This is a genomic window from Bradyrhizobium genomosp. I (2014) (assembly GCF_000261685.1).
Lineage (GTDB): Bacteria > Pseudomonadota > Alphaproteobacteria > Rhizobiales > Xanthobacteraceae > Bradyrhizobium.
On the sequence record NZ_AJQE01000231.1, the window covers coordinates 1 to 21406 of the forward strand.

Here is a 21406-nt window from a genome sequence, read left to right on the forward strand (position 1 = left end):
CTCTGCGCCGCACCGCTTGCGCGCTGCGTCGCGTCCGGGACACCACATCACCCGTGCTAAACCGGTTTCCCCGTATATGGCATCGACGCCGTCAAGCCGCCGTCCACCGGGAAGGCCTGGCCGTTGACGTACGACGCTTCGTCGCTCGCCAGGAACAAGCCCATCGCGGCGAGTTCGTGCGGCTGGCCGGGGCGCTTGAGCGGGTTGAGCTGGCCGATCTTGTCCTGGGTGCCGCGCTCCTTGGCGCGGTCGAAAATCGGCTTGGTCATGCCTGTCTCGATCAGGCCGGGGCAGACCGCGTTGATGCGCACGCCGGTGCCGGTGAGCGAATAGGCGGTGGTCTGCACCAGGCTGATCACACCGGCCTTGCTCGCGGCATAGGGATGTCCGCTGGCGCCGGCCTTGAGGCCCGCGACGGAGGCGGTCAGCACGATCGCGCCGGACTGCTGCTTGACCATGTGCGGCATCGCGTGTTTCACCGCGAGAAACGGCCCGATCAGGTTGATGCGCAAGATCTCCTGCCAGTGCTCCACCGTCTGCTCGGGGATCGGAACGAGTCCGCCGGAGATGCCGGCATTGGCCCAGATCACGTCGAGCCGGCCATGCGTCTTCACCGCCTTGTCGATGACGGCGATGACGTCCGTTTCGGAGCCGGCATCCGCGATCATGGCTTCGGCGACACCGCCGGCTTTCTTGATCTCCTCGACCGTCTCCTTCACCGCCTCGGTGCGATCGACCGCGATCAGCTTTGCGCCTTCCCTGGTGAACAGCAGTGCAGCCGCGCGACCGATGCCGCTGCCCGCGCCGGTGATGATGACGGATTTGCCTTGCAGGCGGCCCATGCGTTTCTCCCTTTTGCTTGCGCACGGCGCTTGCCGCGCGACGGAATTTCAAACAAGATTTCAAACGGTAAAGTGTCTTGAGACACGTTCGCTACTCACGTACAGCGACATCAGACGGGATGGAAGGGTTTCGATGACAGGTGCAGACAAGCCCCATGTGGTCACGACACGGTGGTGGTGGGTCCGTCACGCGCCGGTGCGCAACGACGGCGGCAACATCTACGGGCAAAGCGATATCGCCTGCGACACCAGCGATACCTACGTGTTCAATGCTGTTGCCAAGGTGCTGCCACGCACGGCGGTCTGGTATTCGAGCAATCTGATGCGCACCCACCAGACCGCCGAGGCGATCTGGGCCGCGGGCTTCCCAAGGCCTGCATCGATGAAGTGGGAAGCGGATCTCGCCGAGCAAAATCTCGGCCGCTGGCAGGGCATGAACCGCGCCCAGTTCATCGCCAGCCGCCCCGTCGGCGCCAGCTGGTTCGCCGACATCAACGAGCCTGCGCCCGGCGGCGAAAGCTTCATGGACCTCTACAACCGCACGCGCCGCACCATCGAGCGGATCAACAAAGAGGCGGCAGGCCAGGACATCATCGCGGTCGCGCATGGCGGCACCATCAAGGCGGCGTTGGGCCTCGCGCTCGACAGGCAGCCTGAGCGGGGGCTGTCGTTCGACATCGACAATTGCTCGGTGACGCGGCTGGACCATTTTGCGAGCCCCGAGCGCACCGTCTGGCGGCTGCCGATGGTGAACCAGCAGCCTTGGATCGCGGATGCTGCGCACGCGGCGATGCACCAGCCGGCAGGACCGGAAGTCAAGAAGCTGGCCTGAGTTGGTCGTCATTCCGGGATGGTCCGAAGGACCAGACTATGGTGCGCAATTGCGCACCTGAGAATCTCGAGATTCCGGGTTCGATGCTCTGCATCGGCCCGGAATGACATAGAAACCAAGATCAATCTGGGAGAGACACATGACCTTGTTCGACATGAAGGGGAAAGTCGCCGTCATCACGGGATCGACGCGCGGCATCGGGCTTGCGATCGCCGAGCGCATGGCCGAGCACGGCGCCAAGGTGGTGATCTCCTCGCGCAAGGCCGACGTCTGCGAGCAGGTCGCCAAGGGCATTAACGACAAGTTCGGCAAGGGCACCGCGGTCGCGATCGCCGCCAACATCTCGTCAAAAGAGAACCTGCAGAACCTCGTCGACGAGAGCAACCGCGCCTTCGGCAGGATCGATGTGCTGGTCTGCAACGCCGCGTCGAACCCGTATTACGGACCGCTCGCCGGTATCTCCGACGATCAGTTCAGGAAGATTCTCGACAACAACATCGTCGCCAACAACTGGCTGATCTCGATGGTGGTGCCGCAGATGATCGAGCGCAAGGACGGCTCGATCATCATCGTGTCCTCGATCGGCGGCCTCAAGGGCTCGACCATCCTCGGCGCCTACGCGATCTCCAAGGCCGCCGACATGCAGCTCGCGCGGAATCTCGCCTGCGAATACGGCAAGCACAACATCCGCGTGAACTGCATCGCGCCCGGCCTGATCAAGACCGATTTCGCCAAGGCGTTGTGGGACAATCCGGAGAATTTGAAGGCCTCGACCTCGCGCTCGCCGCTGCTGCGCATCGGCATTCCCGACGAGATCGCCGGCGCCGCGGTGTTCCTGGGCTCGAAGGCCGGCGACTTCATGACCGGCCAGACCATGGTGATCGACGGCGGCGCGACGATCAGTTGAGGCGATAGAGCGTCATCCCGGGGCGCGCTTAGCGCGAACCCGGGATCTCGAGATTCCGGGTTCGGTCCTGCGGACCGCCCCGGAACGATCCTTCGGGTCACTCCACCGCCGCGTAAACCAGATCCCGCACCAGGGTCCGCGTGTAGTCGCGCTGTCCGGGGCCCTGGCTCATGAACACCGCGAACAGATCCTCCTTCGGGTCGATCCAGAAGAACGTGCCGGCAATGCCGCTCCAGAAATATTGGCCGACGCTGCCGGGGAAGGGCGCGATGCCGGCCTCCTTGCGCACGGCGAAGCCGAGGCCAAAGCCGTGGCCTGGCGAGAGCAGGGTGCCGTTGATCGCAACGCCTGGCCCGAGGTGATCGGACGCCATCAGCTCCAGCGTCTTGCGGCCGATGACCCTGTTGCCGTCGAGCGTGCCGCCATTGCGCAGCATCAGGCAGAAGCGGGCATAGTCCATCGTGGTCGAGACCAGGCCGCCGCCGCCGGACTCCATCAGTGGCTGCTCGAGCATGTTGAACAGTGCGACCTTGTCGCCGGTCCAGGGATCGGCCGCGAACGGCTCGGCGAGCCTGCCCGCATTGGCCTCGGATGTCGAGAAGCCGGTCTCGGCCATCTGCAGCGGCGCGAGCACGCGCTCGGTGAGGAAGGTGCCGAGCGTCTTGCCGCTGACGACCTCGATGATGCGGCCCAGAATGTCCGTGGAGCGGCTGTAATTGAACTCCGCACCGGGCTGGCAGACCAGCGGGAAGCTCGCCACCAGTGCGGCGTGCTCGGCATTGCTGATCTTGCGGCTGCGGACGCGCGACTCCTGGTAGAGCTTGTGCACGGGGCCGTCGCCCTGGTGCTCGTAGGTCAGACCCGAGGTGTGGCGAAGCAGGTCCTGCACGGTCATCGGCCGCGCCGGCGGCACCAGCTCCAGCTTGCCGTCCTTGACGATGCCGACCTTCTGGCTCGCAAATTCCGGGATGAATTTTGCGACGGCGTCGCTGAGCAGGAGCTGGCCATCCTCGACCAGCGCCATGATGCCGACCGAGACGATCGGCTTGGTCATCGAGAAGATGCGGAAGATCGAATCGCGCGCCATCGGTGCGGCGCCCGCCGGGCTTTGCTTTCCGAGCGCCTCGAACCAGCCGATCTGGCCGCGCCTGGCCACCAATACGGTGACGCCGGGAACGGTTCCCTTGTCGATCTCGCGCTTGAAGGCATCCGACATGGCCTGGAGCCGCGGACGCGACAGCCCGAGCGTCTCGGGGCGGGCTTCCGGCACGGGCGGGGTCTGGAGCGCGGTCGTGGCCTGTGGGGCGGCTGTGGCGGTCGCTGTAGGGGTCATGGGCACTCCCGGTTTGTTTTTCGTTGTCGCCAACGGACTGTGGCCCAGAAACCCCGGCACAAACAAGCGGAGCCGGCGCGGTTCACCCTTGCAAACCGGCCGTCCCCTGTGCTTGAAAGCGGCCCTGATCCGCGGTGACGCGGGTTCGTAGGAGTGTAGCTCAATTGGTAGAGCACCGGTCTCCAAAACCGGGGGTCGCAGGTTCGAGCCCTGCCACTCCTGCCAGTAAAATCAGACACTTGGATGAGATGCTGGCGGGATAGGGACAAGAACGTCCCACGTACGAATCGCCGATAGCCAGCCCAGACGCCCGACGTTCCACGCTGAGCGAGGCCGCGCGGCGTCGACTAGCGCGCGGGGGCGCGCTCCGCGTCGAGGGGAATCTGACTGAGATCGACATTCCGGATGGGAACGCGACGCAGCAGCGAGACGATGGTGCCGCCAAGCTCGAAATAGGTGCGCAGCCGCAGCGCGCGGGACGACCCCTTCAGCTCCGCATTCAGGCTCACGGGGACCTGGACGTGGGTGAGGCCGAGCTGGAGCAGCGAGATCAATGCGCAGATCTGATAGCCGTAGCCGTCGGCTTTGACCGCGATCTGGCGCAGCCATCTCACGGGGTAGACGATCATGCTGTGGTAGTCCGACAGCCAGAAGCCGAACAGGCAGTTCAGGATGAACCGCAGCGAATGCGACTGGAGGGAGCGGTTGACAGAGCGGTCCGACTGGTTGTCGCGATAGGTGATGACGATGTCGGCGGCGCCCGCCGCCTTGAACATGCGGGCAATACCCTCGTTTTGAAAGGCGTGATCGCCCGGAATGAGCGTGATGGAATCGAACTTCGCACGCGACAGGGCGTATTCGAAGCCGGCACCGACACCCCGCCGTTCGGGGTTGTGATGCACGACGATGCGCGGCTCGCCGGCCGCGAACTCGTCCATGATCGCGCCAGTGGCGTCGGTGCTGCCGTCGTCGATCAGGAAAATCTCGAAATCGTCGAGCAGCTCGCGGGCGAGCGGCAGCACGCCCTCAATGGTGTCGGCGATCTTCTCCTGCTCGTTCAGTGCAGGGATGACGATCGTAAGCCTTTTTGCCGCCTTGGAAGGTGTCATCGCAATGTCGCCGGTGCCGGCCACCCTGTACCACTGGAACTCCAGCGCAACTCTAGGTCATCTGAGCCGGGCGAACAACACGGCCCGGTACGAAACCGGCGATGTGTGTGTTCTGCGCAACTAGTCCGAAAAATCATACAGACCGGTATCGCCAATGGCGAAAAGGCGGCGGAGCCGCGTGATCCTGCCGGCCAATTTCCGGCCCGCCGCAGTGGGGGCAAAGGTCGGGCCGATGTGCTCGGCAAGGCCGGACTCGACCAGTATCTTGGTCCTGCCGAGGAACACATCCGGAATCCGATGCTCCACCACCTCCGCCAGGGACGATTCGCGCCCGGGCCGCTCGGTGACATCGAGCAGTATCTCAAGCGAAACTGATTTGTAGACGGCGCCGAAGGCAAAGACGTAGCTCATCACGCCGAAGCTGAAGACCGAGGCGGCGTTCCAATATTGGAATTGCGGGACCGTCATGGCGCCGAGGATTGTGCTGGCGACGTGCGAGAGGACGGCGGCGATCGCCAGGACGATCGTGGGCGACAACGGCCGCGCCGTGCGCCGCGCCATCCATTGCATGGCGGGCGCAACGACGATGAACGCGATGATCCCGATGGCTCCCCAGACAAACGACATCATGGCGCGTGTCCGAGTCCCGTGACGAAACGAATGAGTCTGACGACGCCGGCAACCATCGTGCCTTTGGCTGTCGCCACGAGCCTGCCGTCGCTTGAAGCAACCATTCCGGAGCCGAGCAGCAGTTTCAGCCGATTACGGGCGAACGTGCCGAGATTGCCGCCCCGCATGTAAGCGGTAGCCCATTCGTCCGACGTCATCGGACGGCCGGCCTGAACCAGCGACGTCAGCAAGGTCAGGGTAAAGCCCCAGGCGAGCAGGCTCCAGAATACGTAGGACAGCAGGATGCCCGTGGCCAGCAGGAGCGCGCCGGCGAGGACATCATCGAAATGCCGCTCGCCGGGAAGGAAAAGGCAAGCGAGCACAAACGATGCTGTTGCGAGGCCCACGCCGATCCGAAAGGTCCGGCCGGCGCCGCGTACGTTCGTGGCACGGGCCACGACGAACAACAACAATGGAAGCGCAACGCTGAGGCATATCGCGACGGCTTGCGCCGGGCCCGGTACGATATCCATGCTACAGACCGCGTTTCCAGTGCGCTTCGGCCAGCGCGATATCGACGGACGAGTCCTCGCCGGAGGCAGCCGGTGGTGTATGTCCGATCAGGTCCGAGACGAATGCTTCGGCTTGCCGGCGAAATGCCCAGCTTCGTCCGCGTGCCATTTGCGAGCGTTGACCATCCCGATCGAGGGTGACCAAGGCCTCCTCTTCGGCAAAGGGCGCCGGCAATTCGATTGTTACGGTGCCACGCTCGAATTCGACCGCCAGTCCCTCCCGCCATGGACCGGCGGCCTCGTTGGCGAACGCGAAGATGCAGGGAATGCCGGCGAAGTCGAGCGCCATGCTGGTTTCCGGCGCGGTTGCCGTCGGCATCGCCTGCAATGTGGGGGAACTGCCCAGCACATGGCGCGCGAGATTGATGATGTGGCTGAACACGTTCAAGAACGTATCATAGCGCGGCCGCATCGCCGCCGGCATCCAGTCGGGCCCATCCGGCCAAAGCTCGAGCCCCTCAGGACGGGTTTCCGTGGTCATGACGAAGCTGTCGACCGAGGCACCGGTGAGGCCACCGAGACACCATGCGCGAGCTCCGATGATGCGGCCGAGCGATCCGTCCGTCCGAAGGCGCGCCAGCAGCGACCGCGCACGCGCGACGCCGGCGTCATGACGCTTCATGTAGCCGACGCTGTAGATCAGGTCGTGCTTTCGGGCGGCCTCGACGAGGGTCGCTGCTTGAGCAGTTGTATATGCCATCGGCTTTTCCGAGAGCACATGGCGACCGCTGTTCAGCGCGTCGAGGACAATGGGACCGGTGGCGCGTCGCCTCGTCACCACGACGACGGCGGATACCGCATCGTCGTCGAGCAGTTCCCGGTGCGTACGATAGACGCGCGACACCGCGAACTTTGCGGCGGCGGCTGCGGCCAAATCGGGTCGCAGGTCGGCGACGGCAACCACCTGGCAGGCGGGATTGGAAATGAAATTGGCGAGGTGGCACATTTGGCCCACCATGCCGGTGCCGATGATGCCAATCCCCGGCGTCAATTTCTACACATCCTGTGGCGGCCCGAGGCGCTTGCGTATGACCAGGAAATGCGCCGGCTGCCCCCACATCCTGATGAAAGCTTCGTCCGACCGGGTGAGAGCGGCCAGGCCGTCGCTGTCCCGACGTCCGATCGCCTCGAATATCTGCAGGAAACTGTCGAGCGTCGCCTGGAACGCGGCGACGTCGGCATTGTCGTCAGCCAGGATGTCTGTGGTCCTGACAGCGCCGCGGAGCGCGTCCAGATCGGATATGATTCTCGCCAGGCCTTCGCCAAGCGGGTCGTCGATCAATCGGTCGATCTCGACGGCCAGCCGCTCGATCGTGGCACAGATCGTATCGACAGCCTCGATTGGTCCGACCAGATAGAGCTTCTGTCCGCCGAGAAAGCTGAGACGGCTGCGACGAAGATGCTGCTCCGCGCGGCGCAGCTTCTCATCATCAGACAATATCTTCTTGTGCCAGTAGACCGCCAGCGTGTCGTCATAAGAGGGCCAGGCCGCGTGGACGTCGAAACCGAGCGCATTCGCGGCGCTGCGCAGCGTCGCAGCGTCGAGAAAATAGCGGTAACGGACGAACGGATTTTCGAGGACATCCATCAACCAGGATTCGAAGCGGCGGGTATGGGGAATGCTGTTCCACTTCGTCTCGAACAGACGCTTTGCGCTTTCCTGTGGCGCGAGGCCCGTCAACGCCTTGGCGGCCGCATGGATCGCCTTGAGTGCGAGCTCGAAAAATCCGCCATAGCGTTCATAGTAGGAGACTACGGCGTAGCCGTCGGGATTGAGCAGGTCGTGAAAGATGCGCAGCCAGGTCTCGGTCGGCTGGACGGTATAGATGAAACCTTCCGCATCCACGAGATCGAAGCGGCGCTGACCGCGAAATCCCTCGACATCAGCCAGAACGAGTTCGCGAAGCCGGTCCGACAGCCCAAAGTGATCGAAGTAGGAGCGAATCTTCTCGTGCGCCTGCTGGTTGGGCTCCGCCAACGTCATCTTCGCGCCCCAACCGGCAAACACCATCGCGTTCTCGCCGGAGTCGGGGCCGAATTCGAGCACCTCGGCATCGCGAAACAACCGGGGCGGCAACAACAGCTTGTCCAGGAACAGCGCGCGCCGTTGGGCGGCATAAGCGTTCAGTTCTGCCGCGGACTTGAAGTTGCCGAACGTCGGCAGAATGCTCTGGCGCTGGTAGTATTGAAACAGCTTCGCGTCAGCCATTACGCCTAGCCTGCTGTTGCCGCCTCGAGCCGGTCCAGCTCACGCCAGATGTCGGATGGAGCAAAGACCGAAACGATATTCAGCGGACGCTTCAGCGCTTCGCGGAGGCGGGCGCTGACCTTGGCCTCGTTCTCCTGGTTGACCGCGAGCAGGCAGATGAGCGGCTCAGTGCGGTCCCGCAACTCCTCAGGCGACCGGATCGGAATACGGGTTCCCGGCAGGAAGAGGCCCTGACGCTCGGTCTGGTCGTCGACCGAGAGGTCGATCAGGTCTGCCAATTCGTGGGCATTGGTGAAGGTGCAGGCGCGGCAGCCGGCTCCGTAGATCGCGACCTGCGCGCCGCGTGCCCGAAACTTTGCGAGGGCGGGCCGAAGGCGCGCTCCATATTCGCGGGCGAGCTGCGCGAACTTCTCTCCGACCCCCGGGGACGGTGTCGGCGCGGCGACCTCGCCTTGCTTGCGGCGCGCAGCAACGGCGAGGGTGCCTCCGCTGAAATTGTATTTCTTCACCGAGACGGTTTCGAAGCCGTGGCGCGCCAGCAGGGCGAGCAAGGTGGCCTCCGTGAAGTAGCTGACATGCTCCTCCCAGAGCACCGAGAGATCTCCGACCGACGATCCCGGCGCGAAGTTCGGAACGTCGATGAACAGCAGGCCATCCTCTTTCAGCGCGAGCTTGACGCATTCGAAGAAGTTCTCGAAATCGACGATGTGTTCAAGCACCTGGCGCGCAATGACGAGATCGAACTTGCCGGCTTTTGCCACGGCGTCGCGGCACAGGGCGGGGCTGATCATGTCGGAATATACAGTGATGCCGCGCTCGCTGGCGATCTTGCCGGAGACCGGATTGGGCTCCACGCCGAACAGAACCTTCGCGCCGCGCTCGCGAAGCTTGTCCATGAACAGGCCGTCGTTGCAGCCGATCTCGAAAACCGAATGATGTGTCGTGAACTGCGCGATGGTGTCGAGCTCGTCGGGCTGATGCGGCTCTGGTTTCCAACTGCTGAAATTGTAGTTGAACTGGCGATAGAGAATATCGGGATCGATCGGCTCGACGATCTGCGGGAGGCCGCACGCACCGCAGGCCAGCACCTCGAATGGAAATCGTTCCTCGCGCTCATCCCTGCTGTGCAGCAGGCGATGCGCGATCGGCATCAGGCCCAGATCGATGACCGGTCGCAGGTCGTTGGCATGGCAAAGCCGGCAGTTCTTGCTCACGGGTTCAGACACGATGACTTTCGATGGAGTTGATGCGGCTGGTAACGAAGCATCTCAAGCCCCATGCCCCGATCGGACAGGCACACCAGCTGAAGGTGCCGGAAAAGCAGCAACTACCAGCCGGGCAGGCGTCTTGCAAGCGTCAAGAAGCCGTTGCGAAGGCGGCTTCGCCCCGACACGCATCGACCGAGCAAAGCGTTGCGAGTGGCGCGCTCAAGCAATTGTAATTCCTCGACAATCCATATATCAGGACGCAATGCCGCCGCAGCCCGGTCGTCAGGCCGCCGCAGCAGATTTCCGATAGGCAGCGATTTCTGTCGGTCGCGCATTGGCGCACCGCGATGCGATCGCTCGTGCAGATGGGCCCAAGTTGATTTCCCGTGGACCAGCGATGAACATTTGGTTTGACAAGCGAAGCGCCTGCCATGTCTTTCATCTGTCAAAACGGCCGCGCAGGGCTTCGCCCGCTCCTTCCCACCGCCCTGAGTAAGCAGACGCAGTCTCGACTTCCCCCACAGCACGAGATGGGTCATGTCACCCACGAGGTTTCCATGAAGCTAGGACAGCAGCACGACAACGAACTGAACGATCTGGTCGTGGCGATGGCTTTTGCCCTATTTTTCCTCGCGCTGCTCTCGTGGCCGATGTCCTTCTCCGATCCGCTGGGCGTCAGGTACTTCAACGGTATCGACAAATCGCTGGTGACGTCTCTCGAGCTGGAGCCGGATCGAATCAAGATCAAGTTCTTCGAAAAGTACCTGCTGACCGGGTGGATCGTGATCGGGCCTATCCTGGCCGCCGTCTGGTTCGGCTATTTCAGGCGGCAGTCCCGGCTGGGCATCAGCCTGGCTTGCATCGCCATCGCCATTCCGCTCCTGCACCTCGGCTACCAGCCGCTTCGCCAACATATCGCATGGCTGCCGCTGCTGCTTGCGACGATCGTCCTTGCGGTAGGGGTGCTGCATCCGCACTTCCTGCCAACGACGCAATCGTACCGAGCGCCACAACTGCTTGCGGATGAGAATTGGACGCTATGGACGACTCGACGCCTGCTGTTCCTGGTGGTGTTTGCCGCGATCCTGACGGTACTGATGTTCCCGCACTCCATCACCTCGATGGCGGCGCGCATCGGACCGGAGCAGCACATCGTGTCCTACATGATCGGACCGGCGCTCTATAGGTTCATTCCATCCTTGAGCCTCGGCGCCGACTACACGTCGCACTACTCGCTGCTGACGGGACCGCTGTTTTTCCATCTGCTCACGCCGTCGCTTCTGCATACGCTTGAGAACTACGTCTGGACGATCTGCACCGTGACGACGCTGTTCTACATCTCCGCGTTTCTGCTGATCTCCTGGCTCTTCCAGTCGGTCTTCTGGGGCGCCGCGGTTACGGTCACGGCATTCTTTCTCAACTTCCAGACCGAGGGCAATTCGTTGTTCGGTCCGTCGGCCTGGCCGATCCGGTTTCCGTTGTTGATGATCGCTGTCGGGCTTTTCATCCGGCTCTATAGAAAGCCCAATGCACTGTCGGCGTGTCTCCTCGGCGTCGTCATGGGGGCATCCCTCTGCATCATGTTCGAGACCGGAATCGCCATCACCGTTTCGGGGGCGATCTCCTTCTTCATCGTATTTGCCCGCACCCCCGGGCGGTTCAGGCTCGCGGGTATCGTCACGGTATCGGCGCTGATTGCGTTCTACGGAATCTCCGCGGCAGCCTATGGCAAGAATGCCTTCGGCTTCGCCTTTCATGCCGATCTTTTTGAACCGATCCTCCTGTATGGAAAGGCGATGTGGGGGCTCGAATTCATCAATTGGGGCCTGAACTGGGGATTGATCAGCAACCTGCTGGTTCCCGGCCTTGCGGTTGCGACGATCGCCGTTTTGTCGCGGTCGTTCATTCTGGGTACGGAGCGTCCCTCACCGGATCGCGCCGCCATCCTTTTCCTCGCGATCATCGGATGTTTCCTGACCTTCAAATGGGTGAACCGTTCGCTTCTCGCGGTCTGGCATCAGAATTCGTTGCCCCATCTGATCGTGGCGGCCTGGTGGCTCCGGCAGTTCATCGAGAGATATGTGGTTCCTCACTGGGGAAGCGCAGGGCGACGCGCCGCATGCTCCGCTGCATTCGCATTGACGGCGATTTACGTCTGCTTCGTCTTTGATCCGAAACAGCCGACGATTCCGCACGGCATGCAGTCGTATCTGCGCTACCCCAGCATCGCGCTGAATATGGTGGATCCCTTTCCACTCACGCAATGGAAGGGCGATGAGTACTACGCGCCCCAGCAGGATCTCGACCTGATCAAGAAACATGTCGGTCCGGATGAGCGTGCTGCGCTCATCTCGCGAATCGACTGGGTGTTCTTGCTGGAGGCGGAACGGGCTCCCAAATATTACTTCGTCCCGTCAATCTCGGTCTTTGACCTGCATCACCTCGATATGAGCCTGGCCAATGCGGACAAGCTGTTCATCGATCGCCGCTCCACGTTGGGTTACGCTTGGGCCGAGGCAAAGATCAAGGATGTTCTCAGCAAGCAGTATCGCCTCGCGGAGAGCGGAAAAGACCTTGACCTCTATTTGAAGAAATAACGCGGGGAGATCCGCTTGGGCTGCGGCTGGCGCGAAGGCGCTAGTCGCAGCCCGGAGCGGGCATCGCCAGCAACCAGAGCAGAGGCCGTACCCCAGCCCGGCCACAGGGAGGACGGTACTCGCTCCGCGGCAGCGGCACCTGCCGACCGTCCGCGGTCCGGGTCAGTTGGCCGCGGCCTCCTGTTGAGGACGAAGCGGTGCTGCGCTCCGACGCCAGCAGTTCGAGCAGGCCGATTTCGTCAAGCGGCGGGATGCCCGGTGTGGCCTGGTACTGCCACGTTTCACGTCGCGCCGGGCAGTGCTGGCTGTCGTCGATGTAAGACACCGGGCAGCGGCCCGCCGGCACAAAAGCTGGATTGGTGAAATCGCCGCAGTTGTCGGTATAGGCAAACGACGGCTGGCGCTGCCCATCTCGCAGGATCATCTGCGCAGCGTTCATATCGGCCGCGCCGAGACAGCGTTGTCTGAAGAGCAGGGTCCAGCTGGCCGGGATGATCTTGATCTCGACAACCTTCGGCTCGGGGTCGGCAAGGAGCGCCGCCCGCACCTGGCGCGTCAGATCCGTGGTGACGAGACCGTCATACAGCAGCCATTTTGAATCATGGGCCATTGATAGCGCGAACACGGTGATGACGGACCCCGCGACCGCTGCCCTGAGCCGCGCGCTCGGAACCAGCTGAATCGCCGTCGCCAACAGCAGCAGGACGCCGAACTGCGATGGAAACAACAGCCTCGACTCGCCCCGCGTCACATCCCCGTAGATGCCGACCAGCGCATAGGGAACGGCGCCGAGCACCGTGATTGTGGCCCCCAGCAGGAGCAGCAGAACGGATCTGGTAGAGGTGAGAGGCCATTTGCTCCGCGACAGGCGCTCGCCAAAGAGGGCGCAAACGGCGATCACCGTCAGAATGAGCGCAGCAAAGATTCCGCGACCGAACATCGCTGCGGCGTAGTCGAAGGCGAAGGCCAGAGCGCGGGGAAATGCGCGCAGATGCGTGAGGAACGCGGCGGCGATGACATTGACGTCGTGTACCGGCGCATATTGCTCGGCGTAGTGGCCGCTTTTTCCCATGATCGTCACTCGCAACACGACAACCGCTACGATCATCAGCCAGAATGGGACGAGCCGCGCGAGCCATGCCGTCCACCGTTCGCCCGCACGCCAGGCGATCAGCAAACGTAACGGCTCAAGTGCGATCAAGGTCTCCAGCGAGAGCGAGAAGAACAGGCACAGCGGCGCGATCCATCGGAGCGCCCGCGATCGCGCTTCCATGAGTACGAGCGACAGGAGATAGAAGACCAGAAAGAAATCGTAGATCGCGTTGAAGGTCAGCCGGATGACGTAGAACGGAGTCAGCAGGAAGAGTGCGGCGGTCAGCGCCGCGACGGGACGGGTATAGGCGGACAGTCCCAAGGCCCGATAGAGCAGCAGGCCGCTCAGCAAATGGCACGTCAGCCCGGTGATGCGTGCGACGAGGCTCGGCGTATCCGAACCAAGTGCTACGAAAAGCTCCATCGGGATCGCATAGCCGCCGTGGGCGGCCTGCCACATCAGTCGGGCGACGCTCGCCGCGCCTTCAGTCCAGTAGATGTAGTAAACTGTCCAGTCGTCGCCGAATATCTGCCGCGCAAACAGCGCCGGGGCGCTTGCAACAAGGGCGAGAGTCCCGGCCGCCCAAAGGTAGACGGCGTCCGATGGCGCACGTTCGTTCTGGATGTTCATCGCGACTGTCTACGCCAGGGGCGATCTGCCTTGATATGCGGCCGCAAGAGCCTCGACCTTGGCCATGTAGCCCCGGACCGCCGCTGCGTCGCTGCCGTCCGGCGCCCAGTCGGGGAATGCCGTGCGGGAGGGATCGAACGGGCCGGAGGTTGTTTCATGAAACACCAGCCATTCCGACGTGATCAGGATCGAGTGAAATACTTCCTCGGGCATCCGGTAGTAGCACAGCTTGCCCTGGCCGTAGGGCGCCATGTCGAGCACATCTCGAATTCGGCCGTCGTCCTCGAAGATGATGATCCGCGCAGTGCCCTCGATCAGATGAAAGGACTCCGGCTTGCCGAAATGCTTGTGCGGCCGCACATAGGCTTCGCGGTGATGCACGATCAGCATCTCATGCAGGCCGGACGACGGGTCGGGGTGCGTGCAAAGCCGGCTGCGCAGGCGCGGATTTTGAGCGGCGATGCGCTTCAGTTCCGCGATGGTGGCGTCGTCCGCCGTGACGATGGCATCGTCCGAATAGAACACTTCCGGATTCTGCGCGCGCAGCGATGTTCGCCGATGCCGGCTGGCCGCGTCATTCGAAGAAGATGAAACCATGGTCGCCCGTGTAGCCGCATTTGTCGTAGATCCACGCCCACGTCTTGGGCGCGTGGAAGCTCAGGCAGGTGAGCTGCCAGTAGAGGAGGTTCGCCTTCTCGCGCTCGTTCCGGAACGATTCCACCATGATGTATTTCGAGGCGCCACGTCCGACCCGCTCGATTTCCGATACGGCGCGGAACACCTCCTCAAGCGGAAGATTGTGCAGCACGCCGAGTGAGACCACAAGGTCGTAGCTGTGGTCGGGGTAGGGGAGCTCGACGGCATTGCCGACCTTCAAGTGCGGCCGCACTTCCTCCTTGGCGTTGGCGATGCCGTAGTCGGAGATGTCGATGCCGGCGATCTTGAGGTCGGGGACGAGCTGGGTGAACTCGTAGAGCAGGTAGCCCTTGCCGCAGCCGACGTCGAGCACGCTCATGCCGGGCTTGATGCCGTAGCGATCGATCAGAGTCTGGGCCAGCGGGCGCCACCGTCCGTCGTAGCGATAGCCGCCGTAGCCGTAGCGCCGGTCGCCGTCCCAGTAGTCGCGTCCCCATTGCCGCGCGACGGTGGCGGATTCCGCCTTGTCATGCTCGACCACGCGCTGGACGTAGTTCCGCCTGGTCGATGCGTGCATCGGCTGGAGCAGGTTGATCTCGGTCATGGGGGCCAACCCGTCCGCGGCATCGTCACAGGATGGTCGCGAACTTATTGACGAGCAGGATGTCCTCGACGGCCTGAATGTCCTTCTGCGACGACAGCGTGATCTCTTCGACCGCTGCGTGGAGGTCGCAGCCCTCGCGCAGCACGCGGTCGTAGATCTGCCGCCGGCGTGCCTCGTCGGGCGGCAGCATGAAGATGCTGTAGAGGATCAGGCCACGCAGCCGCGGCAGCTCGTCCAGGATGTCCTCGAGCACCATGTAGCTGCCGGGCATGGTGTGCTCGGCGGCGCTGAGGAGATATTGCAGGTTCTTCCGCCGCGCGTAGTCGCGGATCACGATGTTCTGGACGTGCTGCGGGGTGCGGCTGCCGTTCAGCGGCCGGGCGCCGATATAGCCGCGATGGCCGGCTCGCTCAGCCATGGAAGCCTCCCGGCAGCTTGTATTGCATCCCGACCCGCGTTGCCGGGCGCAGCAGGATCGGCTCGAAAAATTCGCCGAAACGCTTGTCCGCGTAGGGCGACATGATGCTCTTGAAGCGGCAGTTCATGCTCCAGCGTGTGCCGGCTTCCTCGTTGACGCGATTGCCGTGCATCAGGGTCTGGTTGAACAGCATCACGTGGCCGTAGGGGATCTCGATGAAGGTCGCGTGCGGCTTGATCGTCTTGTACAGCTCCTCGGCGCTGCGCAAGGTCGCCATCCGGTCCTGCATGTCGCCGTTCAGGGACGGCGGCAGCAGATACATCGATTTGGTACGGTGCACGTCGACCAGGGGCACCCAGACCACGACCTCGAACGGCGAGTCGCCCGACCAGACGTCGGAATGGGTGGCGAGCAGCGACGAGCTGTCGCCGGGAAGCTGGATGCTCAGATTGACGCGGCGCTGCATGCAGAGCTCGTTGCCGACGATGGTCTCGATGGTCGAGCGCGCCAGACGGAAATAAGTCGGCCGGAACCACGGCTCGGCGTTGAGGCCGTTGAAGACGTGCAGCCGCAGGCCGTTGAGATCATCGACGCTCACCCGCGTATGGATGGTGTCGAGCATCGCGTAGGGGTCGTTGCTGTGCGGCAGCTTCAGATAGTTCGCCGCGAGCTCGGCGGCACGACGCTGGATCCGATCGAGCCCGGCGCGATCGTCGGCCGGCGTGGTGACGAAGCCATCGTCGATGAAGCGCTGCGCCAGCGCCTGCTCGTCGGCGTGCAGGAAGTCCGTGTCCGTCATGCAAAATACTCCCGGGCGGTCGCGCAGATATAGCCGATATCGGCGGCCGACAGGAACTGGTTGATGGGGAGGGTGAGGATCTGGTCCGCCTGCCGCTCGGTCACGGGAAACGCGCCGCGGCCATGCCCCAGATGCGCCGCCGCCGGCTGCAGGTGGATCGGGACCGGATAGTGGATCGCGGTCTCGATGCCCTTGTCGGCAAGATATTTCTGGAAATCGTTGCGACGGTCGGTCTGCACCACGAAGGTGTGGAAGGTGTTGAACTCGATGTTGCGGCAGGGCGGAATGAACAGCGGCAGGCCCGCGAGCTCGGCGCGGTATTGCGCGGCGTTGCGCCGCCGGCGCTCGATCACCGAGGGCAGGTGACGCAGGCGAATGCGCAGCACCTCGGCCTGAAGCGTGTCGAGCCGCGAGACGATACCCCATTCCTGGACGTCGCTGCGGTTGATCAGGCCGTGATTGCGCAGCCGGCGGATTCTCGCGGCGAGTTCGGCGTCGGCGGTGACGAGGAAGCCGGCATCGCCCGCGGCATTGAGATTCTTCAAGGGGTGGGCGGAGAAGCAGCCGAACGTGCCGATGGTGCCGCTCATCCGGCCGTCATAGGTCGAGCCGACGGCTTGCGCGCTGTCCTCGATCACGGCGAGCGCGTGCTTGCCCGCGATCGCCATCAGCGGGGTCATGTCGGCCATGCGCCCGGTCAGGTGCACCGGCATGATCGCCCTGGTCCGTGGGGTGACGGCGGCCTCGACCGCGGCCGGATCGATGTTCTGGTCCGGCAGCACGTCCGCAAAGACGGGCGTGGCGCCGACCGCGATGATCGCGGCGGTCGATGCCACGAACGAATTCGGCGGAGTGATCACCTCGTCGCCGGGGCCGATGTCGAGCGCCCGCATGGCGAGGATCAGCGCGTCGGTGCCGGAATTCAGCGTCACGACATGAGCCGAGCCGAGATAGGCCGACAATTCCTCCTCGAGCTTTCCGACCGCCGACCCGCCGATGAAGTCGCCGCGCCGGAATACACCCTCGACCGCCTGCATGATCTCGGCGCGTTCTTCCTCGAATTGCGCGGGAAGATTGACGTAACCGATGCGCCGGCGGCCGGTGTCAGCGTCCATGGCAGAACTTCCGAACGGTTTCGATGACGCGGTCCTGCTGCGCGCGCGTCAGGTGCTGGTCGACGGGGAAGCTGATGACTTCCCTGGCGTGGCGGTCGGTGACCGGGAAGGTGCCGGGCGCGTAGCCGAGATGCTTGAGGCCTTCCTGCTGATACAGCGGGATCGGATAGTGGATCTTGGCCTCGATGCCGTTGTCCAGACAGTATTTGTAGAGCTCGTCGCGGCGCTCGGCGAACACCATGTAGAGATGGTAGACGTGCTTCACGTTGGGCCGGCGCGGCGGGATGCGCAGGCCGGGCAGGCCGGCGAGGCCCGCGTCGTAGTAGGCCGCGTTCTCGATCCGGCGCCGCGTGATCTCGCTGGTCTGGCCGATCAGCCAGTTGCCGACGACTGCCTGAAGGGAATCGAGCCGCGAATTACAGCCGAGGATCGCGATCTCGTCGCGGTTCTTCATGCCGTGGTTGCGGATCAGGCGAAGCTTCTCGTTCATGCCGTCGTCATTGGTGACGACGACGCCGGCATCGCCCCAGACGTTGAGGTTCTTGAGCGGATGCAGGGAGAAGCCGGCCGCGATGCCATGAGTGCCGGAGCGTTTTCCCGCGAATTCCGACAGGATGCCCTGGCAGGCATCCTCGACGACGGGCAGGTTGTGGCGCTGCGCGATCGGCATCAGCTTGCCCATGTCGGTGACCTCGCCGGTCAACTGGACCGGCATGATCGCCTTGGTCTTGCTGGTGATCGCTGCCTCGACCTTGTCGACGTTCATGCAGAAGGAATCGTCGCAATCGACCAGCACGGGCGTCGCGCCGGTTTCGGCGATCGCGCCGACGGTGGCGATGAAGGTGTTGGCGGCGGTGATGACCTCGTCGCCATGGCCGATGCCGAGCGCCTTGAGCGGCAGCTTGAGCGCGTCGGTGCCTGATCCGACGCCGATGGCGTGACGCACGCCGATCAGCTCGGCAAAGCGCTTCTCGAATTCGGCGACGGGCTTGCCAAGGGTGAAGTCACCGGTCGCAACCAGCCGGCCGATCTCGGCCAGGATCGGAGCGGGGTCGGCGAATTGCTCGAGCAGATAGGAATAGCGAACGTCGTACATGTGACCCGTCAGGTGGAATGAAGTTGAGGGGAGGCGGTATGCGACGCCGCGAGCGCATGCTCGATCGAGGTCGCAATGGAGCCCGCAGAAAGTCCGTGCTTCTTCAGCAGCGAGTCCTGCGAGCCGTAATTGTGCATGAAGCGGTCCGGCAGCGACAGACGCAGCATCGCCGGCAGGCCCGAACCGAGCTTGTCGATCAGCGTCTCCGCGACCGCGCTGCCGAGACCGCCGGAGGGCACATGCTCCTCCAGCGTGGCCACGAGCTTGACGCCGCGGATCGCCTGCAGCAGCGCAGCGGTGTCGAGCGGCTTCACCGTATGCATGTGCAGGATTCCGGCGCGGACGCCCTGCGCGGCCAAGAGGTCGGCCGCGGCGATAGCGCGCTGAAGCATGATGCCGGTGGTCACCATGAGAACGTCGCCCGGCGGCCGCATCAGGATGGCCTTGCCGATCTCGAAGCCGTGCTCGGCCTTGGAGACGATGGCGTCGCCACCCTTTCCGAGCCGGATGTAGATCGGACCCTCCCAGTCCAGCGTCTGCTCCATCATGCGCGCCGCCTCGTCGGCGTCGCACGGGCAGATCACCGTCATGTTCGGCAGCGCCCGCATGATGGCGATATCCTCGATCGCCTGGTGGGTGGGGCCGAGCGGTGCGTAGACGAGCCCGCCGCCGTTGGCGATCAGCCGCACCGGCAGATTGTGCAGGCAGAGGTCGACGGCCACCTGTTCGTAGCAGCGCCGGGTGAGGAACGTCGCGATGGTGTTGACGTAGGGCACGAAGCCCTCCATCGCGAGACCGGCCGACATGCCGATGATGTGCGCCTCCGAGATGCCCTCGATCAGATGGCGCTTGGGAAACTCCTTGCTCATCGCGCGCAAGGTGCCGGCGCCAGGATCGGAGCCGATGTAAAGCACTCGCTCGTCGCGCGCGGCGAGCTTGTGGACCATGTTCATCGCGGTGTTGCGCATGGGAAGCCGATCAAAAATCGCCGACGGCGACGCGAATGGCGTCGAGCTCGCTGTCGGTCAGCTTGTTCTTGTGATGCCAGTCGGCGTTCGATTCCGCGGCCGGAAGACCCTTGCCCTTGACGGTATGGCAGATGATCGCGGTGGGTTTGCCCGGAACGGCCGGGACCTGCTTCAGGACGGTGCGCAGGGCGCCGACGTCGTGGCCATTGAGCTCCTGCACGGCAAAGCCGAAGCTGCGCCATTTGTCCGCAAGCGGCTCCAGCGGCAGGACGTAGTCGGTGGGCCCGTAGCTCTGGAGCTTGTTGTAGTCGATCATCGCGACCAGATTGTCGAGCCCGTGCTTGGCCGCGCCCATGGCGGCTTCCCACACCGATCCCTCGTTGATCTCGCCATCGCCGAGCAGCACGAAGGTCCGGTAGCTGCGCTCGCGCATCCGCGCGGCGAGCGCGAGGCCGACACCGATCGACAGGCCATGGCCGAGCGCGCCGGTCGATGCCTCGACCCCCGGCACCATGCCATATTCGGGATGTCCGCCCAGAATGCTGTCGGGCCCGCAAAAGCCTTCCAGCTCCGACAGTGGGAAGAAGCCGCGATCGGCCAGGAGCGCATAGAGCGCCAGACAACCGTGTCCCTTGCTGAGGATCGCGCGGTCGCGCTCCGGATCGCGCGGGTTGTTCGGATCGATCCGCAACACGTCGTCGTAGAGCACGCGGACCATCTCGATCAGCGACAGGGCCGGACCGACATGTCCGCGTCCGGCAGAGCGGACAGAACCGAGGACCAGGCGGCGTAAATAGAGGCTGCGCTCGTCCAGCGTGCAGGTGAGAGCGGCTTCAGCGTGGGGTGAGATCTGGATCACGTTGGCAAATCGTTTGATGGAGCCGGCGGGCTTTGTCGAGCTGGCCGGCAAGGCGGACCGTCAGATCGCCACCTTGCGCAGCCAGGGCGCGCCGGGAGCGGCTTTCCGGCAAATAGGCATTCAGGACAATCAGGCACCAAATCGCCCCGAACACAGGATACAGTACGTCACGGCGGATCGCAAACGCGTCATCCCCAGCTTCGAAGGCGCGCGAGAGCCGTTCGATCAATCGGTCCGCGCCGGCCGCCGGCAGATCGCTGCCGGGGTGGATCGCAGTGTCGGACACGAGCTTGACCGGATCGTCCCAGCCGAAATATTCGAAGTCGATGAAACGCAGTCTGCCGTCGGCGGTGCGCAGCGCGTTGTGCAGCCCGAAATCCGACGGGCTCAATGCGCGATGGGCAGGTGCAAGGTCCGCTGCCGGATCCAGGCCCAGTTCCGCATAGCGTCGACGGAGTTGCCGGATCGCGATGGCGGTGCTGGGAACCAGGCTGCCGTCCATGAAGGCGCGCAGGTCCGGGTGATCCTGCGATGCGCGCCGTAGTCCGTCGAGACGTTGCTCGTATTGGGCGATGGCTTCCTCGGGCGAAAAGATGCTGGCTGACGCGTTCCGCAAATTCTGCGCGCCCTCCGCGTTGCGCAGCTCTTGCAGCTCGATCAGGAAATCGGCCAGCTGGTCGGCATCGTCGCGCTGGGGATGCAGGACCGCCGCATCACCGTCGAACCACTGATACAGCGCGCAGAATGCAGCAGGATCTTTCGCCACGGGCCGCGGCGTCGAATTGATGCCGTGGCGCGACAGAAACGAGAGCGCGTCATATTCCTGTCCGAGGCGATCACGTCCGTCGGACGGATAGCGCTTGAGGGCGAGGGGCGGTCCCTTCGCCATCTCCAGCCGAAACACCCGGTTGTTGCCGCCGGACCGCGCCGGCTGGGCGGCCGCAACCTGCGCCCCGGAGAGGCGGCTGCC

Annotated in this window: 21 protein-coding genes and 1 tRNA gene; 4 read left to right on the forward strand and 18 right to left on the reverse strand. The window is 63.7% G+C overall.

All coding sequences use genetic code 11. The annotated features are described in order from the left end of the window. Positions 1-56: 56 nt before the first annotated feature. A complete protein-coding gene (locus IC50_RS21760) occupies positions 57-842 on the reverse strand; it encodes an SDR family NAD(P)-dependent oxidoreductase (protein WP_035709490.1) in 786 nt (261 codons plus the stop codon). Between the two features lie 133 nt (positions 843-975). Here IC50_RS21760 and IC50_RS21765 point away from each other — a divergent pair, with 133 nt between their 5' ends. Beyond that, complete coding sequence (locus tag IC50_RS21765; RefSeq protein ID WP_035709491.1) at positions 976-1674, forward strand: histidine phosphatase family protein; 699 nt, start codon at positions 976-978, stop codon at positions 1672-1674. A gap of 139 nt (positions 1675-1813) precedes the next feature. Next, positions 1814-2581 (forward strand): SDR family NAD(P)-dependent oxidoreductase, encoded by a 768-nt coding sequence (locus IC50_RS21770; protein WP_035709493.1) that lies wholly within the window; start codon positions 1814-1816, stop codon positions 2579-2581. 97 nt (positions 2582-2678) lie between these two features. On the opposite strand, the gene IC50_RS21775 is transcribed toward IC50_RS21770, so the two are convergent. Then, complete coding sequence (locus IC50_RS21775; RefSeq protein ID WP_035709495.1) at positions 2679-3914, reverse strand: serine hydrolase domain-containing protein; 1236 nt, start codon at positions 3912-3914, stop codon at positions 2679-2681. A 149-nt stretch (positions 3915-4063) separates the two neighbouring features. Between IC50_RS21775 and IC50_RS21780 the strand changes: the two genes are divergently transcribed. Then, positions 4064-4139, forward strand: a tRNA-Trp gene (locus IC50_RS21780). Between the two features lie 122 nt (positions 4140-4261). On the opposite strand, the gene IC50_RS21785 is transcribed toward IC50_RS21780, so the two are convergent. The 6 genes from IC50_RS21785 to IC50_RS21810 form a co-directional block, all read right to left on the reverse strand. Next, positions 4262-5023, reverse strand: a complete 762-nt coding sequence (locus IC50_RS21785; RefSeq protein WP_035709525.1) for a glycosyltransferase family 2 protein — start codon at positions 5021-5023, stop codon at positions 4262-4264. 120 nt (positions 5024-5143) lie between these two features. Further along, positions 5144-5653 carry a hypothetical protein gene (locus tag IC50_RS21790; protein ID WP_244429621.1) on the reverse strand — a complete coding sequence of 170 codons (510 nt, stop codon included), beginning with the start codon at positions 5651-5653 and terminating at the stop codon, positions 5144-5146. Continuing rightward, a complete protein-coding gene (locus IC50_RS21795) occupies positions 5650-6105 on the reverse strand; it encodes a hypothetical protein (protein ID WP_244429622.1) in 456 nt (151 codons plus the stop codon). The genes IC50_RS21790 and IC50_RS21795 overlap by 4 nt, the downstream gene beginning before the upstream one ends. A gap of 61 nt (positions 6106-6166) precedes the next feature. After that, positions 6167-7195 carry a Gfo/Idh/MocA family protein gene (locus IC50_RS21800; RefSeq protein ID WP_035709499.1) on the reverse strand — a complete coding sequence of 343 codons (1029 nt, stop codon included), beginning with the start codon at positions 7193-7195 and terminating at the stop codon, positions 6167-6169. A 3-nt stretch (positions 7196-7198) separates the two neighbouring features. Next, entirely contained in the window at positions 7199-8413 is a 1215-nt protein-coding gene (locus IC50_RS21805) for a class I SAM-dependent methyltransferase (protein ID WP_035709500.1), read from the reverse strand. A 5-nt stretch (positions 8414-8418) separates the two neighbouring features. Continuing rightward, the gene (locus tag IC50_RS21810) at positions 8419-9639 is read right to left on the reverse strand and encodes a class I SAM-dependent methyltransferase (protein WP_244429623.1); all 1221 of its coding nucleotides are present in this window, start codon (positions 9637-9639) and stop codon (positions 8419-8421) included. Between the two features lie 413 nt (positions 9640-10052). Here IC50_RS21810 and IC50_RS21820 point away from each other — a divergent pair, with 413 nt between their 5' ends. Next, complete coding sequence (locus tag IC50_RS21820; RefSeq protein ID WP_157461029.1) at positions 10053-12218, forward strand: hypothetical protein; 2166 nt, start codon at positions 10053-10055, stop codon at positions 12216-12218. A 40-nt stretch (positions 12219-12258) separates the two neighbouring features. Here the strand turns inward: IC50_RS21820 and IC50_RS21825 are convergent, their stop codons facing one another. From IC50_RS21825 to IC50_RS21870, 10 genes are all read right to left on the reverse strand, one after another. Continuing rightward, a complete protein-coding gene (locus tag IC50_RS21825; protein ID WP_035709508.1) occupies positions 12259-13941 on the reverse strand; it encodes a hypothetical protein in 1683 nt (560 codons plus the stop codon). 9 nt (positions 13942-13950) lie between these two features. Next, the gene (locus tag IC50_RS21830; RefSeq protein ID WP_050991055.1) at positions 13951-14538 is read right to left on the reverse strand and encodes a WbuC family cupin fold metalloprotein; all 588 of its coding nucleotides are present in this window, start codon (positions 14536-14538) and stop codon (positions 13951-13953) included. Then, the gene (locus tag IC50_RS21835) at positions 14516-15181 is read right to left on the reverse strand and encodes a class I SAM-dependent methyltransferase (RefSeq protein ID WP_035709510.1); all 666 of its coding nucleotides are present in this window, start codon (positions 15179-15181) and stop codon (positions 14516-14518) included. The genes IC50_RS21830 and IC50_RS21835 overlap by 23 nt, the downstream gene beginning before the upstream one ends. A gap of 25 nt (positions 15182-15206) precedes the next feature. Next, positions 15207-15599: an LIC12192 family sporadic carbohydrate cluster protein gene (locus IC50_RS21840; RefSeq protein WP_035709512.1), complete on the reverse strand. Its 393-nt coding sequence runs from the start codon at positions 15597-15599 to the stop codon at positions 15207-15209. Then, a complete protein-coding gene (locus tag IC50_RS21845; protein WP_035709515.1) occupies positions 15592-16398 on the reverse strand; it encodes a sporadic carbohydrate cluster 2OG-Fe(II) oxygenase in 807 nt (268 codons plus the stop codon). Before IC50_RS21845 ends, IC50_RS21840 begins: the two co-directional genes overlap by 8 nt. Continuing rightward, positions 16395-17513, reverse strand: a complete 1119-nt coding sequence (locus IC50_RS21850) for a DegT/DnrJ/EryC1/StrS family aminotransferase (RefSeq protein WP_035709517.1) — start codon at positions 17511-17513, stop codon at positions 16395-16397. The genes IC50_RS21845 and IC50_RS21850 overlap by 4 nt, the downstream gene beginning before the upstream one ends. Further along, positions 17503-18609 carry a DegT/DnrJ/EryC1/StrS family aminotransferase gene (locus tag IC50_RS21855; RefSeq protein ID WP_035709519.1) on the reverse strand — a complete coding sequence of 369 codons (1107 nt, stop codon included), beginning with the start codon at positions 18607-18609 and terminating at the stop codon, positions 17503-17505. Before IC50_RS21855 ends, IC50_RS21850 begins: the two co-directional genes overlap by 11 nt. An 8-nt stretch (positions 18610-18617) precedes the next feature. Beyond that, positions 18618-19577, reverse strand: coding sequence for a transketolase family protein (locus IC50_RS21860; protein WP_035709521.1), 960 nt, complete (start codon positions 19575-19577; stop codon positions 18618-18620). A gap of 10 nt (positions 19578-19587) precedes the next feature. After that, positions 19588-20436 carry a transketolase gene (locus tag IC50_RS21865; RefSeq protein ID WP_081492485.1) on the reverse strand — a complete coding sequence of 283 codons (849 nt, stop codon included), beginning with the start codon at positions 20434-20436 and terminating at the stop codon, positions 19588-19590. Further along, on the reverse strand, positions 20411-21406 hold a 996-nt coding region (locus IC50_RS21870; RefSeq protein WP_035709523.1), incomplete at its 5' end, for an aminoglycoside phosphotransferase family protein. The genes IC50_RS21865 and IC50_RS21870, both read right to left, overlap by 26 nt.

Excerpts from the sequence above, each read along its gene's own strand:
- IC50_RS21760 (WP_035709490.1), bottom strand. The coding sequence starts at position 842 with ATGGGCCGCCTGCAAGGCAAATCCGTCATCATCACCGGCGCGGGCAGC.
- IC50_RS21765 (WP_035709491.1), top strand. The coding sequence starts at position 976 with ATGACAGGTGCAGACAAGCCCCATGTGGTCACGACACGGTGGTGGTGG.
- IC50_RS21770 (WP_035709493.1), top strand. The coding sequence starts at position 1,814 with ATGACCTTGTTCGACATGAAGGGGAAAGTCGCCGTCATCACGGGATCG.
- IC50_RS21775 (WP_035709495.1), bottom strand. The coding sequence starts at position 3,914 with ATGACCCCTACAGCGACCGCCACAGCCGCCCCACAGGCCACGACCGCG.
- IC50_RS21785 (WP_035709525.1), bottom strand. The coding sequence starts at position 5,023 with ATGACACCTTCCAAGGCGGCAAAAAGGCTTACGATCGTCATCCCTGCA.
- IC50_RS21790 (WP_244429621.1), bottom strand. The coding sequence starts at position 5,653 with ATGATGTCGTTTGTCTGGGGAGCCATCGGGATCATCGCGTTCATCGTC.
- IC50_RS21805 (WP_035709500.1), bottom strand. The coding sequence starts at position 8,413 with ATGGCTGACGCGAAGCTGTTTCAATACTACCAGCGCCAGAGCATTCTG.
- IC50_RS21820 (WP_157461029.1), top strand. The coding sequence starts at position 10,053 with ATGTCTTTCATCTGTCAAAACGGCCGCGCAGGGCTTCGCCCGCTCCTT.
- IC50_RS21825 (WP_035709508.1), bottom strand. The coding sequence starts at position 13,941 with ATGAACATCCAGAACGAACGTGCGCCATCGGACGCCGTCTACCTTTGG.
- IC50_RS21830 (WP_050991055.1), bottom strand. The coding sequence starts at position 14,538 with ATGGTTTCATCTTCTTCGAATGACGCGGCCAGCCGGCATCGGCGAACA.
- IC50_RS21835 (WP_035709510.1), bottom strand. The coding sequence starts at position 15,181 with ATGACCGAGATCAACCTGCTCCAGCCGATGCACGCATCGACCAGGCGG.
- IC50_RS21840 (WP_035709512.1), bottom strand. The coding sequence starts at position 15,599 with ATGGCTGAGCGAGCCGGCCATCGCGGCTATATCGGCGCCCGGCCGCTG.
- IC50_RS21845 (WP_035709515.1), bottom strand. The coding sequence starts at position 16,398 with ATGACGGACACGGACTTCCTGCACGCCGACGAGCAGGCGCTGGCGCAG.
- IC50_RS21850 (WP_035709517.1), bottom strand. The coding sequence starts at position 17,513 with ATGGACGCTGACACCGGCCGCCGGCGCATCGGTTACGTCAATCTTCCC.
- IC50_RS21855 (WP_035709519.1), bottom strand. The coding sequence starts at position 18,609 with ATGTACGACGTTCGCTATTCCTATCTGCTCGAGCAATTCGCCGACCCC.
- IC50_RS21860 (WP_035709521.1), bottom strand. The coding sequence starts at position 19,577 with ATGCGCAACACCGCGATGAACATGGTCCACAAGCTCGCCGCGCGCGAC.